The organism is Terracoccus luteus (assembly GCF_003635045.1).
In the GTDB taxonomy this organism is placed as follows: Bacteria; Actinomycetota; Actinomycetes; order Actinomycetales; family Dermatophilaceae; genus Terracoccus; species Terracoccus luteus.
In genome coordinates, this window is record NZ_RBXT01000001.1 from 2,630,214 (window position 1) to 2,643,665 (window position 13,452).

Below are 13,452 nucleotides of genomic sequence, written 5' to 3' on the forward strand. Positions count from 1 at the left end.
CCCTCGTGGAGGACCGTCGTCGTCAGGGCGACGCGAGGCCTCCACGGCCCCCGGTGAGGCGGTCAGCCGACCGACCGGACGGCCAGCCCGCGGCCGGGCCCGACGATGAGCTCCTCGTGGTGGTGCACCACGACCCACCGGCCGTCCTCGGGCCGGCGGCGCAGCACCGACGTGCAGCGCAGCTGCTCGTCGAGGGCCGGGTCGTCGAACCCGGCGAGCAGCAGGTGCGCCTCCCACGCGGCGTCGTCACCGAGCAGCCCGACCACCGGCTCGGTCGCCTCGAGCCTGACCGGCGAGGGATAGCCGGCCACCTCGGATGCCGCGGGCGACCCGGGTGCCCGCCCACCGGCATCCGACGGGGTCGTCGTGCCCGCCTGCAGGTCGGCCTTGGTGCGCAGCGAGGGCAGGGTCGAGTCCCACATCGTGCAGACCTCGTCGAGGTGGGCCTCGAGGCGCGGACGGTCACCGGCGAGGTAGGCCTCGTAGAGGTCCTGGAGCACGGCGAACACCTCGGCCTCGCGCGGCTCCAGCGGTTCTCGCGACGTCGTGCTCATGTCGTGCCCCTCGCGTCGGTGGTGGTGTGGTCGAAGAGGCCGAGGTCGTCACGGACGACACGACCGCGCGACACGACGGCGCGCACGGTGCGCAGCGCCGCGACGTCGGCGCACGGGTCGTCGTCGAGCACGACGAGGTCGGCGGCCAGCCCGGCGGCCACCCGCCCGGTCTCGGCGTCGACGCCGCACATGCGGGCGGGCACCAGGGTCGAGGCCGCGAGTGCCCCGGCGGGGGTCAGGCCGGCCTCGACGAGCAGCTCGGCCTCGCGCACGACCGCGGTCGTGCCCTCGGTGCGGTCGCCGGGCGGCAGGTCGGTGCCGTTGGTCAGGGCGACCCCCGCCGCGGCGAGCCGCCGGGCGGAGGCGAGGTGCTCCACGCTCGCGCGCGCGGCGTTCTCGCGGGAGTGCGCCTCGAACCCGTGCTCGGCCATCCAGTCCTGCGACCGGGTCACGGCGAGGGTGGGCGAGACGAACACCCCCGGGCGGGCGAGCAGCCGGGCCGTCGGCTCGTCGACGACGTAGGCGTGCTCGAAGCTGCGCACGCCGGCGTCGAGGGCGCGGCGGATCGCCTCGTGGTGACCGGCGTGGGCGACGACGTAGGTGCCGTGGTCGTCGGCCGCGCGCACGACGGCCCGCATCTCGGCGTCGGTCATCTCGGGGTCCTCGGGCCGCTCCCCCGCGTGGGCGAGGCCGCCGGTGATGAAGATCTTGACGTGGTCGGCGCCCGCCTCGAGCTCGGCCCTGGCCGCGGCCTCGAACTCGTCGGGCCCGGTGCAGTAGACCGACCCGGAGCCCTGCCCGTGACCGCCGGGCGCCGACAGCGCCCGCCCGCCGGCGAGGATGCGTGGCGCGGTGAACCAGCCGCGACGGTCGGCCTCGCGCAGGGCGATGTCGACGCGGTGCTGCTCGTGCACGCAGCGCACGGTCGTGACCCCCGCGTCGAGGGCTTCGCGGGCTCGCGTCGCCGCGCGGAAGGCGGTGAGCATCGGGTCCTCGTCCTCGTCGGTGTCGCTGAAGGGGAAGACGATCGACAGGTGCATGTGCACGGTGACGAAGCCGGGCGCGAGCACCCGCCCGCCGAGGTCGAGCACGCGGGTGCCGGGAGGCGTGGCGTCGGTCGCCGTGCCGGCGGCTCCCTCGGGCGTCACCGCCGCGATGCGGCCGCCGTCGAGCAGCACCGACGCCGGCGACGTCGTGCCCGCCTCGACGTCGACGACCCGGGCATTGGTCAGCAGGGTCGGGGGCGTCATGCCCCTCCTCTCGGGGCGGAGACCACCGTGTCGGATGCCGGCGCGTCGGCGTGGGTGTGCAGGTGACAGGCGGCCGCGTGGCCGGGCTCGACTGCGAGCAGAGACGGTTCGCTCGTCGGGCACGGCGCGAAGGCGCGGGGGCACCTCGGGTGGAACCGGCATCCGGTCGGCGGGGCGGCGGGGTCGGGGACGTCACCGGGCAGGTCGTCGGGCAGGCGCCCCGCCTCGAGCGACGGGATGGCGCCGATGAGGGCGCGGGCGTAGGGATGGGCCGGGGAGCCCCACACCGTGTCGGCGGGCCCGGTCTCGACGACCTTGCCGAGGTACATGACGGCGATGCGGTCGCTCAGCTGGCGCACGATGCCGAGGTCGTGCGAGATGAAGAGCAGGCCGACGTCGAGGTCGGCGGCGAGCGACGCCAGCAGGTTGGCGATGGAGGCCTGCGCCGAGACGTCGAGGGCCGAGATGGCCTCGTCGGCGACGATGAGGCGGGGCTCGGCGGCGAGGGCCCGGGCGATGGCGATGCGCTGGCGCTGCCCACCGGAGAACTCGTGCGGGAACCGTCGGGCGAAGTCGGTCGGGAGGCCCACGCGTTCGAGCAGCTCGCCGACACGGCGCCTGCGCCCGGCGGCGTCGAGGCGTCGGCCCGCCCCCAGCTCGATGCCGTCGGCCACCTGGTCGCCGACCCGGCGCCGGGGGTTGAGCGAGCTGTAGGGGTCCTGGAAGACCATCTGCATGCCGCGCAGCCCCTGCTCGCGCGCCCCGCGTCCGAGCGGCTGCACCGGGCGGCCCTCGAACTCGACGCTGCCCGACTCGAGCGGCACGAGCCCGAGCACCGCCTTCGCGAGCGTCGACTTGCCGCAGCCCGACTCGCCGACCAGCCCGACGACCTCGCCGCGCTCGACCGACAGGCTGGCGCCCGCCACCGCCCGCACGAGCTGACGGCCGCGACGGTAGACGACCTCGGCGTCGGTGACCGTGACGAGGCTCATGAGCGGCTCCGCTCCGTGTCGTGGTCGGGTGGCGCCGTGCCCCTGGCCGTGGCCGGGCCCGCGCCCGCGAACGGGTCGACGGGGCAGGCCAGCTCGCGGCGGGTACCCGACAGCGGCAGCAGCGCCGGGCGGTCCTGTGCGCACGACGGGCGGGCGTGGGCGCACCGCGGGTGGAACGGGCACCCGGCCGGCACCGAGCCGAGCCGGGGGGCCGAGCCGGGGATGGCCGTCAGCGAGCGCCGGCGCCCTGGCGCGTGGGCGGCGCCCTCGGCCCCGGCGGCGCTCTCGCTCTCGTGGTCGGTACTCGGCAGCGAGTCGAGCAGCCCGCGGGTGTACGGGTGGCGCGGCGCCGCGAGCAGCTCGGCGGTCGGACCGGTCTCGACGACCCGGCCGGCGTACATGACGGCGAGCCGGTCGGTGAGCGCCGACATGACGCCGAGGTCGTGGGTGATGAGCAGGATGCCGACGCCCTCCTCGCGGCGCAGCCGGTCGAGCAGACGCAGGATGCCGGCCTGCACGGTCACGTCGAGGGCGGTCGTCGGCTCGTCGGCCACGAGCAGCCGCGGCGAGCACGCGAGGGCGACGGCGATGGCGGCCCGCTGGCGCATGCCGCCCGAGAGCTGGTGGGGGTAGGCGTCGAGGGTGCGGTCGGGGTCGGGGATGCGCACCTGGCGCAGCAGCTCGGCGGCGCGCTCGCGTGCAGCCCGTCGGCCGACCCTGCGGTGGTGGCGCAGGTGCTCGGTGACCTGGCGACCGACCGTGAGCATCGGGTGGAGCGAGGTCATCGGGTCCTGGAAGACCATGGCCAGCTCGTTGCCGCGCAGCGACCGCAGCTCGCGGTCGCGCATGCGCAGCACGTCACGGCCGCCGACCTCGAGCCGGCCCTCGGTGCGAGCCCCGTGGGGCAGCAGGCCGAAGAGGGACAGGGCCGTCAGCGTCTTGCCGCTGCCCGACTCCCCGGCGACCCCGACCACCTCGCCCGGGCGCACGACGAGGTCGACGCCGTCGACGGGGACCAGCCCACCGGGCAGGACGACCCGCAGGCCCTCCGCCCGCACGAGCGGCTCGGCGCCGGTGTCGGACGCGGCCCCCGTCACGGGCACGGTGCTCACGGGGTGCCGCCCAGGGCGCGGGCGGTGCGGGGGTCGAGCGCGTCGCGCAACGTGTCTCCGAGGAAGTTGAAGGCGAGCACCACGGTGAGGATGGCCAGGCCGGGGAAGACCCCGATCCACCAGGCGTCGAAGTTGCGGGCCCCCTCGCTGACCATGGCGCCCCACTCGGCGTCGGGAGGCTGGGCGCCGAGACCGAGGAAGGACAGTCCCGAGAGCAGCAACACGGCGTTGCCGACCTCGAGGGCGGCGAGCACGAGCACCGGCCCGGCGACGTTGGGCCGCAGGTCGACGACGAGCGTGCGTCGGGCCGATGCGCCGAGCAGCCGTGTGGCGGAGACGAACTCGGCCTCGCGCAGGCCGAGCAGCATCGAGCGCACCACCCGGGCGTACGACGGCCACATGACCACCGTGAGGGCGAGCACCGCGTTGCGCAGCCCCGGTCCGAGCGCGGCGGCCGCGGCCATGGCGAGGATGATGCCGGGGAAGGCGAAGACGAGGTCGGCGAGGCGCATGACGACGGTGTCGGCCCAGCGGCCGAAGTAGCCGGCCACGGCGCCGAGCACCGTGCCCACCGTCGTGGCGAGCACGACGAGCAGCACCGCGAGCGGCAGGGTGATCCGGGTGCCGTAGAGGATGCGGCTGAGCACGTCACGACCGAGGCCGTCGGTGCCGAGGAGGGTGTCCCCGCCCGGCGGCTGCAGGCGGGCGAAGTCCTGCGCGTTGGGGTCGTGCGGCGCGAGCAGCGGCGCGGCGAGGGCGACGAGCACCCACAGCACGATGACCACGGCCCCGACGACGGCGAGCGGGCGCGACCACGGCGACCGACCGGCATCCGCCCCGGCTGGTGACAGGACCCGTCGCAGCGTCCTCATGAGAGCCGGATCCGCGGGTCGATGACCCCGTAGAGGACGTCGACGACGAGGTTGATGACGACGTAGACGACGGCCACGGTGATCGAGACGCCCATGACCGCAGGCAGGTCGAGGGCGAGCGAGCTCTTGTAGGCGTACTGGCCCAGGCCCGGCCACGAGAAGATCGACTCGACGAGCACGGTGCCCGAGAGCAGCGACCCGAAGGCCAGGCCGGAGACGGTGATGATGGGCACGAGGGCGGGCCGCAGTACGTGGCGCAGGATGACCGTGCGGCGCGGCAGCCCCTTGGCGTGGGCGGCGCGCACGTAGTCGTTGCCGAGCACCTCGAGCACGCTGGCGCGGGTGAAGCGGGTGATGAGCCCCACGGTGTACGCGGCGAGCACGCAGGCCGGCAGCAGGATGTGGTGCAGCGCCATCTGGAAGGTGAAGGGGTCGTTGTCGAGCAGCGAGTCGACGAGCAGCAGCCCCGTCACCTCGGGCGAGCGCGGGTAGCCCGGGTCGAGCTGGCCCGTCGAGCTGAACCACCCGAGGCGCACGCTGAAGATCAGGGATGCCGTCAGGGCCAGCCAGAACGTCGGCACCGACACCCCGGCGAGGCTGACGACGCGGATGAGCTGGTCGGGCCAGCGGTCGCGGTACAGGGCGGCGAGGGTGCCGAGCGTGACACCGAGCACGAGCGAGATGACGATGGCGACGAGGGCGAGCTCGATGGTCGGGGGCAGGTAGTCGCCGAGGTCGGTGAGCACCGGTCGGCGGGTCTGCTGCGAGATGCCGAGGTCGCCGTGCACGAGGTTGGCGAGGTAGGTGACGTACTGCCGCCACAGCGGGTCGTCGAGCCCGTACTGGGCGCGGAACGCGGCGACCGTCGCGGGGTCCTCGATGGCGCGCTGACCGAGGGCGGCCGCGGCCGGGTCGCCGGGGACGACGTGGGTCAGCACGAACGCGACGAGGGTGATGCCGAGCACGAGCAGGATGCCGGCCCCACCCCGGCGCAGGAGGAACCCCCCCAGCCCCGCCCCGCGCCGGGCCGTCTCGCGACGGTCGGCTGGGGCGGCGACGGGGTCGGCGACCGGCGCGCTCACCCGGCGCTCACGGGTGGCGGCGCGCGGTGGAGGTCACCGGCATCAGCCGAGCTCGGCGACGTTGACGGTCCACACGAGGTTGTAGCTGAGGTTCTTGAGGTCCTTGCTCGCGAGGAAGACCTGGGCCGGCTGGATGAGCGACATGACGGGGCCGGCGTTGAGGCCCTTCTGGAACTCCTCCATGAGGGCGGCACGCTTGCTCTCGTCCTTCTCGGTCGCCGCCTGCTTCATGACGGTCTCGAGCTGGGGGTCGGAGCCGGCGGTCCAGTTGACGCGCTTGCCGCCGACGATGCCGCCGGGGCCGAAGGCGAGGTAGTTGCTCGAGTCGGGGAAGTCGGGGCCCCACAGCCAGACGCCGACCTGCTGCTTGCCGCCGCGGGCGAGCTCGAGCACGGTGGCGACGGGCGCGCCCTTGAGCTCGGTCTTGATGCCGATCTTGTTGAGGTCGGCGGCGATGCGGGTCGACATGTCGGTGAACGAGACACCGTTCTGGGTGAGGTCGGACGGGAACGAGACCTCGATGGGCGTGCCGTCGTACCCCGACTTGGCCAGGGCGGCCTTGGCGGCGTCGGCGTCGTACGTCGGGCCCTGGCCCTCGGGGAGGGAGCCGGCGAACTGGACCGGCACCATGCCGTCGGCCCGGCGCGAGCCCTTGCCGGCTAGCTCGAGGAGGCCGCTGTAGTCGATGCCGCGCCGCACGGCCTCCTGGAAGTCGGGGTTGGCGGTCCACGTGTTCACCGACGGGTTGGCGTTGGTGAAGAGGTAGAAGGTGTACTGCGACGGGACCGAGCTCGACACCGCGCCGCTGCCGACGGAGGCGACCTGGTCGGGCGAGAGGTCGAGGGCGAGCGAGCTCTCGCCCTTCTCGACGTTGTTCTTCTGCTGGGCCGCGTCGACGTTGCGGATGACGACCCGCTGGTACGTCGGCTTGGTCGCCCCCCAGTAGCTCGGGTTCGCCTTGAGCACGACCTCGGTCGAGAGCCCGAACGACTCGAGCACGTACGGGCCGGAGCCCATGGAGGCCTTGGCGAAGGCGTCCTCAGCCTTGTCCGCGGTGGCGGCATCCTCGGCATCCGATGCCCCGGCGGCCTTGGCGGCCTTGGAGTTGACGACACCGAGCGACGGGCTGGCCAGCTTTCCGAGCAGGGCCGGGTCGTAGCTCGCGGTCTTGACCTCGACGGTGTCGGGGTCGGTCGCGGTGACGGTGAGCCCGTCGGCGAGGAACGACGGGTTGCCCTTGACCCGCTGGACGCGGTCGAGCGAGAAGACGACGTCGTCGGCGGTGATGTCGGAGCCGTCGCTGAACTTGGCGTTCTTGTCGAGCGCGAAGGTCCACGTGAGGCCGTCGGCCGACTGCTTCCACGACGTGGCGACCGACGGCACGGGCGTCTTGAGGTCGGCGCCTTTGAAGGTGACGAGGGTGTCGTAGAGGGCGCGCGCGACGATGTTGCCGGTGGGCTCGTAGTTGCGGGCCGGGTCGGCGCTCTTGAGGACGAAGACGGTGTCGACGACGAGGGGCTTGCTCGCGGCCGCTCCCGCGGTGCCGCTCCCCGTCGACGTCTTGGGCGCGGGGTTGCAGGCCGTGACGGCGAGCGCCGCGGCGAGGACGACGGAACCGGTGACGAGCTTGCTGGCAGCCATGGGCCACATCCCTTGTCGAGGAGGGTGACGGCATCCGCATCGGTGAGACGACGGGACCCGTTGGCACCCGGTCGATCTCGTGCGACGAAGACGTCTGACGGCATCCCCGTCGGACGCCACGGGGATGGTCTACCACAGGGACGAGGCGTGATACCCGGTTGGACACGCGCGTGTCAGTGGGCAGGATCGAGCGGTGCCCGCCCTCGACCACCTCAGCCGCCCCGAGTACCCGCGATCGGCGACCTACGACGCGCGGTGGCTCGTGGACCTCGACATGGGTCCGCACCCGCTGTGGCTGCTCGAGGACCTCGCCGGTGACCTCGACCTGCGGCCCGGGATGCGCGTGCTCGACCTCGGCTCGGGTCTCGGTGCGACGTCCGTCTTCCTCGCCCGGGAGTACGGCGTGCAGGTCGTCGCGGCCGACCTCTGGGTCGACCCGAGCGAGGCCGCGCGCGTCTTCGACCGGGAGGGCGTCGGCGACCGCGTGCTGGCGATGCGGGTCGACGCGCACGCCCTGCCGTTCGGGCGGCAGAGCTTCGACGCCGTCGTCAGCGTCGACGCGTGGGAGTACTTCGGCACCGGTGACCACTACCCCGGCTACCTCGCGCGCTTCGTGCGCCCCGGCGGCCAGCTCGGTGTCGCGACGCCGGCCCTGACGACCGAGGTGCGCGAGCTCGGCGCCCTGCCCGAGCACGTCGACCACGTCGTCGGGGCCGAGGCGGCGGCGTGGCACACGCACGAGTGGCTGCGCACGCAGTGGTCGCTGTCGCGCGCGTTCACCGAGGTGACGGCGCGCTCGCAGCCCGAGGGCGCGGCCAACTGGCTGCTGTGGGAGCGGGCGGTCAACGAGCTCAAGGGCCAGCAGAGCTCCCCGGTGCAGGGGATGCTGGAGGCCGACCAGGGCGCGTTCCTCACCTTCGCGCTCGTGACCGGGAGGGTGGCATGACGATCACGCGGACAGACCTGACGCACCTGAGGCGGGCCGTCGAGCTGGCCCGGCTGGCGCTCGAGCGGGGTGACGAGCCGTTCGGCTCGGTGCTCGTCGGCGCCGACGGCGACGTGCTCTTCGAGGACCACAACCACGTCGTCGAGCAGGACGCGACCCGCCACCCCGAGCTGGCAATCGCGCAGTGGGCGGGGGCGAACCTCGACGCCGCGGCGCGGGCGGCGGCGACGGTGTACACGTCCGGGGAGCACTGCCCCATGTGCAGCGCGGCCCACGCGTGGGTCGGGCTCGGCCGCATCGTCTACGCCGCGAGCTCGGCGCAGCTCGGGCAGTGGCAGTCGTCGTGGGGTGGCGGGCCGGGGCCGGTGCGTCCGCTCGCCGTGCAGGACGTCGCCCCGGGGGTGCCCGTCGACGGTCCGGCACCCGAGCTGGCCGACGAGGTGCGGTCGCTGCACGAGGCGTTCGCCCGGGGGTCGCGCACCCCGTGAGGCAGGACCGGCCGGGCGCCTGACCCGGCCCCCCGGCATCCTGCGCCCGCCTCCATCTCCGCCACGGCCCGATTTCGGACACTGCGATCCGTAGCCGCCCTCCCCTTCTTCGCCACGGCCCGATTTAGGACACCGGGATCAGGAAACGATGTCCGCTCCGTCGCCACGGCCCGATTCCGGACACCCCGACCCCGAGACCACGCCCCCTCTTCGCCACGGCCCGATTGTGGACACCACCCGCATCGCCCAACGAGCGCCGGATGCCGGGTAGCCCGCGCACGCGGAACGACGCGCGTCGCGGCCCTGTGCACAACCTCCGCGGACGCCGGCCGACATCGGCCACGCTGCTGAGCATGTCCAGCCCGACCGTGCTCGCGCCGTTCCGCCTGTGCGACGTCGACGGCGGCCCGTCCGTGCTGCGTTCGATGCGCCGACGTCATCGCATGCTCTTCCAGGGCGTCTACGTCGACCGGACCGTCGCCCTCACGACCGAGCTGCTCGCCCGGGCGGCCCTGCTGGCCTCGGAACCGGACAGCTACCTCTCGCACCACACGGCAGCGCGGCTCTGGGGCGCGGTGGTACCGGACAGCCCGGACGTCCACGTGACCACCCCGGGGCTACGGTCCAAGAAGCACGGCATCGCTGCCCACCGGGTCAAGGCCGGCCAGCGCGTCGTCACCTGGAAAGGGCTACGCGTGACGGCGCCCGGCCAGACCTTTCTCGACCTTGCGCACCGGCTGGGCCTCGTCGACCTCGTCGTGCTCGGCGACTCGCTCGTCCGAGCCGGGCGAGTGACGGTCGACGAGCTGGTCGAGCTCACGGCTGGGCGGTGCGGGCCGTACTCCACCAGCGCTCGCAGGGCGGCCCTGCTCGTGCGCAAGGGCGTGGACTCGCCGATGGAGACGCGTCTGCGGCTGCTCATCGTCCTGGCCGGTCTGCCCGAGCCCACGGTGGACCACCGCATCCACACTCGGGACGGCGTCCTGCTCTACCGCTTCGACCTGTACTACGCAGCGGCACGCCACATCATCGAGTACGACGGCAAGCAGCACGAGAAGGACAGACAGCGTCGGTCGGACATCCTGCGCGACGAGCAGTTCGATGCGTGGCGGCTGCGCAAGGTCGTGACGGTGGCCGACGACATCTACGGCGTGCCGGGTCAGACGCTGTCGCGCATCTGTCGGGCCATGCGCGAGCAAGGAATGACCGTGTCCACGTTGTCCGACGAGTGGCGCCGCCACTTCCCGAGCCGAGGCGACGACGTGTCCAACCCCGGGTGACGGGGGCTGCCGCCTTCCTTCGCTTCTCACCGGACGCCGCGCGATTTCCGTCAGTCCTCGTCTCACAGCGCGCCGCACCCCGGTTTCGGATGAGCGCGGCGAGCGCCGACGGATTCGTCGGACCCTGGCGTAGGCATCGACGGAGGTCCTGGCGCGAGGTCGTGTCCCATATCGGGCCACGGCGCGGAAGTGGACGGTGCGGGCGGGGGAGGGTGTCCGTTATCGGGCCACGGCGCGGTCACGGACAGTGCCGGCAGGAGAACCTGTCCGTTCTCGAGCCACGGCGCGGTCACGGACGGTGCCGGCAGGAGAACCTGTCCGTTATCGGGCCGCGGCGCAGTCATGGAGGCCCGGGGAGTGTGGCGGATGCCGGGGGCGGGGTTGAGCGGTCCCGGGCCGGCCGTGGCGCCGAGGTGCGGGCGGGTACGAGACCCGCGGACCGGCATCCGGGCGGCTGTCCGCTGGCAGCGAACAGACGGTCGGAGTTGAGCCGACGGGGCTCAGGATGGGAACACGTCCCGGCGGCGCGGCGTTGGTCAGCATGTGCCCGACGTCAGTGGGCACGGTTAGCATCGAGGTGACTCTCGATCAGTCAGGAGAAGAGCATGTTCGAAAGGTTCACCGACAGGGCCCGGAGGGTGGTTGTCCTCGCGCAGGAGGAAGCACGCCTGCTCAACCACAACTACATCGGGACCGAGCACATCCTCCTGGGTCTGATCCACGAAGGCGAAGGCGTCGCCGCGAAGGCCCTCGAGTCGCTTGACATCTCGCTCGAAGCGGTCAGGGCCCAGGTCCAGGAGATCATCGGCCAGGGCCAGCAGGCCCCGACCGGACACATTCCCTTCACGCCCCGCGCGAAGAAGGTGCTCGAGTACTCGCTGCGCGAGGCGCTGCAGCTCGGGCACAGCTACATCGGCACCGAGCACATCCTGCTCGGCCTCATCCGTGAGGGCGAGGGCGTCGCGGCCCAGGTGCTCGTCAAGCTCGGCGCCGAGCTGAACAAGGTGCGCCAGCAGGTCATCCAGCTGCTCTCGGGCTACCAGGGCAGCGGGCAGGGCGACAAGGCCGGCGCCGGCGTCGGCCCGGGTCAGGCCGAGGGCACGCCCGCGGGATCCCTCGTGCTCGACCAGTTCGGCCGCAACCTGACGCAGGCGGCCCGTGAGGGCAAGCTCGACCCGGTCATCGGGCGCACGAACGAGATCGAGCGCGTCATGCAGGTCCTGTCCCGCCGCACCAAGAACAACCCGGTGCTCATCGGCGAGCCGGGCGTCGGCAAGACGGCCGTCGTCGAGGGGCTCGCGCAGGACATCGTCAAGGGCGAGGTGCCCGAGACGCTCAAGGACAAGCAGCTCTACACCCTCGACCTCGGCTCGCTCGTGGCCGGCAGCCGCTACCGCGGTGACTTCGAGGAGCGGCTGAAGAAGGTCCTCAAGGAGATCCGCACGCGCGGCGACATCATCATCTTCATCGACGAGATCCACACCCTCGTCGGTGCCGGTGCCGCCGAGGGCGCGATCGACGCCGCGAGCATCCTCAAGCCGATGCTGGCCCGTGGTGAGCTGCAGACCATCGGCGCGACGACGCTCGACGAGTACCGCAAGCACATCGAGAAGGACTCCGCCCTCGAGCGGCGCTTCCAGCCGATCCAGGTGCAGGAGCCCACGCTCCCGCACACGATCGAGATCCTCAAGGGGCTGCGCGACCGCTACGAGGCGCACCACCGCGTGACGATCACCGACGCGGCGCTCGTCGCCGCGGCCAACATGGCCGACCGGTACGTCAACGACCGCTTCCTGCCCGACAAGGCCATCGACCTCATCGACGAGGCGGGCGCGCGACTGCGCATCCGCCGCATGACGGCTCCGCCGGACCTGCGCGAGTTCGACGAGAAGATCGCCGCCCTCGTGCGCGAGAAGGAGTCGGCCATCGACGGCCAGGACTTCGAGCGTGCGGCCAGGGCCCGTGACGACGAGAAGCGCCTGCTGCGCGAGAAGTCCGAGCGTGAGGCGCAGTGGAAGTCCGGTGACATGGACGTCGTCGCCGAGGTCGACGAAGAGCTCATCGCCGAGGTCTTGGCGGCCAGCACCGGCATCCCGGTGTTCAAGCTGACCGAGGAGGAGAGCAGCCGACTGCTCAACATGGAGGATGAGCTGCATAAGCGGATCGTCGGCATGAACGACGCCGTCAAGGCGCTGAGCCAGGCGATCCGACGCACTCGCGCCGGCCTCAAGGACCCGCGTCGCCCCGGCGGCTCGTTCATCTTCGCCGGCCCCACCGGTGTCGGTAAGACCGAGCTGGCCAAGACGCTCGCCGAGTTCCTCTTCGGCAGCGAGGACGCGCTCATCCAGCTCGACATGTCCGAGTACTCCGAGAAGCACACGGTCAGCCGCCTGTTCGGCTCGCCTCCCGGCTACGTCGGCTACGAGGAGGGCGGCCAGCTCACCGAGAAGGTGCGTCGCAAGCCGTTCTCGGTCGTGCTGTTCGACGAGGTCGAGAAGGCCCACCCGGAGATCTTCAACTCGCTGCTGCAGGTGCTCGAGGACGGCCGCCTCACCGACTCGCAGGGCCGGATGGTCGACTTCAAGAACACGGTCATCATCATGACGACCAACCTCGGCACGAGGGACATCAGCCGCACGTCGCTCGGCTTCTCGGCCGGCCCCGACACCCTCTCGGACTACGAGCGGATGAAGAACAAGGTCACCGACGAGCTCAAGCAGCACTTCCGGCCCGAGTTCCTCAACCGTGTCGACGACACGATCGTGTTCCCGCACCTGACCAAGGACGAGATCACCCAGATCGTCGACCTCGAGATCGCCAAGCTCGACAAGCGGCTCAAGGACAAGGACATGGGCATCGAGCTCACGCCCGCGGCCAAGGACCTGCTGGCGAAGAAGGGCTACGACCCCGTGCTCGGTGCGCGACCACTGCGTCGCACCATCCAGCGCGAGATCGAGGACGCCCTGTCGGAGAAGATCCTCTACGCCGAGTTCCTCTCCGGCCAGTGGATCCGCGTCGACACGGAGGGCGAGGGCAAGGCGGAGAAGTTCATCTTCGTCGACATGGAGCACCCCGACCCCACCCACCGTCCGGCCGACGAGCTGCAGGACATCGCCGACGGGCCCGCCCTCGACGAGGCCCTGAGCGTCAACGTGACCGGCGGGTCGTCGGTCCCCGACGACCAGTTCCCCGACAGCGCGATGGGCAACGAGCGCTGACGACGAACGCCTGAGGA

At 72.3% G+C, this 13,452-nt stretch carries 11 protein-coding genes; 4 read left to right on the forward strand and 7 right to left on the reverse strand.

The genetic code is table 11. From position 1 onward, the window contains the following. Positions 1 to 62: 62 nt before the first annotated feature. From DFJ68_RS11925 to DFJ68_RS11955, 7 genes are read right to left on the reverse strand one after another with little or no spacing between them, the layout of a single operon-like run. Positions 63 to 554, reverse strand: coding sequence for a YybH family protein (locus DFJ68_RS11925; protein WP_121033482.1), 492 nt, complete (start codon positions 552 to 554; stop codon positions 63 to 65). Further along, on the reverse strand, positions 551 to 1,804 hold the full coding sequence (locus DFJ68_RS11930; protein WP_121033484.1) for a metal-dependent hydrolase family protein: 1,254 nt from the start codon (positions 1,802 to 1,804) through the stop codon (positions 551 to 553). The genes DFJ68_RS11925 and DFJ68_RS11930 overlap by 4 nt, the downstream gene beginning before the upstream one ends. Next, positions 1,801 to 2,796 carry an oligopeptide/dipeptide ABC transporter ATP-binding protein gene (locus tag DFJ68_RS11935; RefSeq protein WP_121033486.1) on the reverse strand — a complete coding sequence of 332 codons (996 nt, stop codon included), beginning with the start codon at positions 2,794 to 2,796 and terminating at the stop codon, positions 1,801 to 1,803. The genes DFJ68_RS11930 and DFJ68_RS11935 overlap by 4 nt, the downstream gene beginning before the upstream one ends. Beyond that, positions 2,793 to 3,908, reverse strand: coding sequence for an ABC transporter ATP-binding protein (locus DFJ68_RS11940; RefSeq protein WP_245963611.1), 1,116 nt, complete (start codon positions 3,906 to 3,908; stop codon positions 2,793 to 2,795). The genes DFJ68_RS11935 and DFJ68_RS11940 overlap by 4 nt, the downstream gene beginning before the upstream one ends. After that, positions 3,905 to 4,780: an ABC transporter permease gene (locus tag DFJ68_RS11945; protein ID WP_121033488.1), complete on the reverse strand. Its 876-nt coding sequence runs from the start codon at positions 4,778 to 4,780 to the stop codon at positions 3,905 to 3,907. The genes DFJ68_RS11940 and DFJ68_RS11945 overlap by 4 nt, the downstream gene beginning before the upstream one ends. Beyond that, a complete protein-coding gene (locus DFJ68_RS11950) occupies positions 4,777 to 5,862 on the reverse strand; it encodes an ABC transporter permease (RefSeq protein ID WP_211333352.1) in 1,086 nt (361 codons plus the stop codon). Before DFJ68_RS11950 ends, DFJ68_RS11945 begins: the two co-directional genes overlap by 4 nt. A gap of 42 nt (positions 5,863 to 5,904) precedes the next feature. After that, a complete protein-coding gene (locus DFJ68_RS11955; RefSeq protein ID WP_170165757.1) occupies positions 5,905 to 7,503 on the reverse strand; it encodes an ABC transporter substrate-binding protein in 1,599 nt (532 codons plus the stop codon). A gap of 193 nt (positions 7,504 to 7,696) precedes the next feature. Between DFJ68_RS11955 and DFJ68_RS11960 the strand changes: the two genes are divergently transcribed. The 4 genes from DFJ68_RS11960 to DFJ68_RS11975 all read left to right on the forward strand — a co-directional run bounded on the left by DFJ68_RS11960 (position 7,697) and on the right by DFJ68_RS11975 (position 13,435). Next, on the forward strand, positions 7,697 to 8,449 hold the full coding sequence (locus DFJ68_RS11960) for an SAM-dependent methyltransferase (protein ID WP_121033492.1): 753 nt from the start codon (positions 7,697 to 7,699) through the stop codon (positions 8,447 to 8,449). Then, on the forward strand, positions 8,446 to 8,937 hold the full coding sequence (locus DFJ68_RS11965; RefSeq protein WP_121033494.1) for a nucleoside deaminase: 492 nt from the start codon (positions 8,446 to 8,448) through the stop codon (positions 8,935 to 8,937). The genes DFJ68_RS11960 and DFJ68_RS11965 overlap by 4 nt, the downstream gene beginning before the upstream one ends. 353 nt (positions 8,938 to 9,290) lie before the next feature. After that, positions 9,291 to 10,217 carry a hypothetical protein gene (locus DFJ68_RS11970; RefSeq protein ID WP_245963612.1) on the forward strand — a complete coding sequence of 309 codons (927 nt, stop codon included), beginning with the start codon at positions 9,291 to 9,293 and terminating at the stop codon, positions 10,215 to 10,217. A 605-nt stretch (positions 10,218 to 10,822) separates the two neighbouring features. Further along, positions 10,823 to 13,435 carry an ATP-dependent Clp protease ATP-binding subunit gene (locus DFJ68_RS11975; RefSeq protein WP_121033496.1) on the forward strand — a complete coding sequence of 871 codons (2,613 nt, stop codon included), beginning with the start codon at positions 10,823 to 10,825 and terminating at the stop codon, positions 13,433 to 13,435. Positions 13,436 to 13,452 lie beyond the last annotated feature (17 nt).

Excerpts from the sequence above, each read along its gene's own strand:
- DFJ68_RS11925 (WP_121033482.1), bottom strand. The coding sequence starts at position 554 with ATGAGCACGACGTCGCGAGAACCGCTGGAGCCGCGCGAGGCCGAGGTG.
- DFJ68_RS11930 (WP_121033484.1), bottom strand. The coding sequence starts at position 1,804 with ATGACGCCCCCGACCCTGCTGACCAATGCCCGGGTCGTCGACGTCGAG.
- DFJ68_RS11935 (WP_121033486.1), bottom strand. The coding sequence starts at position 2,796 with ATGAGCCTCGTCACGGTCACCGACGCCGAGGTCGTCTACCGTCGCGGC.
- DFJ68_RS11945 (WP_121033488.1), bottom strand. The coding sequence starts at position 4,780 with ATGAGGACGCTGCGACGGGTCCTGTCACCAGCCGGGGCGGATGCCGGT.
- DFJ68_RS11955 (WP_170165757.1), bottom strand. The coding sequence starts at position 7,503 with ATGGCTGCCAGCAAGCTCGTCACCGGTTCCGTCGTCCTCGCCGCGGCG.
- DFJ68_RS11965 (WP_121033494.1), top strand. The coding sequence starts at position 8,446 with ATGACGATCACGCGGACAGACCTGACGCACCTGAGGCGGGCCGTCGAG.
- DFJ68_RS11970 (WP_245963612.1), top strand. The coding sequence starts at position 9,291 with ATGTCCAGCCCGACCGTGCTCGCGCCGTTCCGCCTGTGCGACGTCGAC.
- DFJ68_RS11975 (WP_121033496.1), top strand. The coding sequence starts at position 10,823 with ATGTTCGAAAGGTTCACCGACAGGGCCCGGAGGGTGGTTGTCCTCGCG.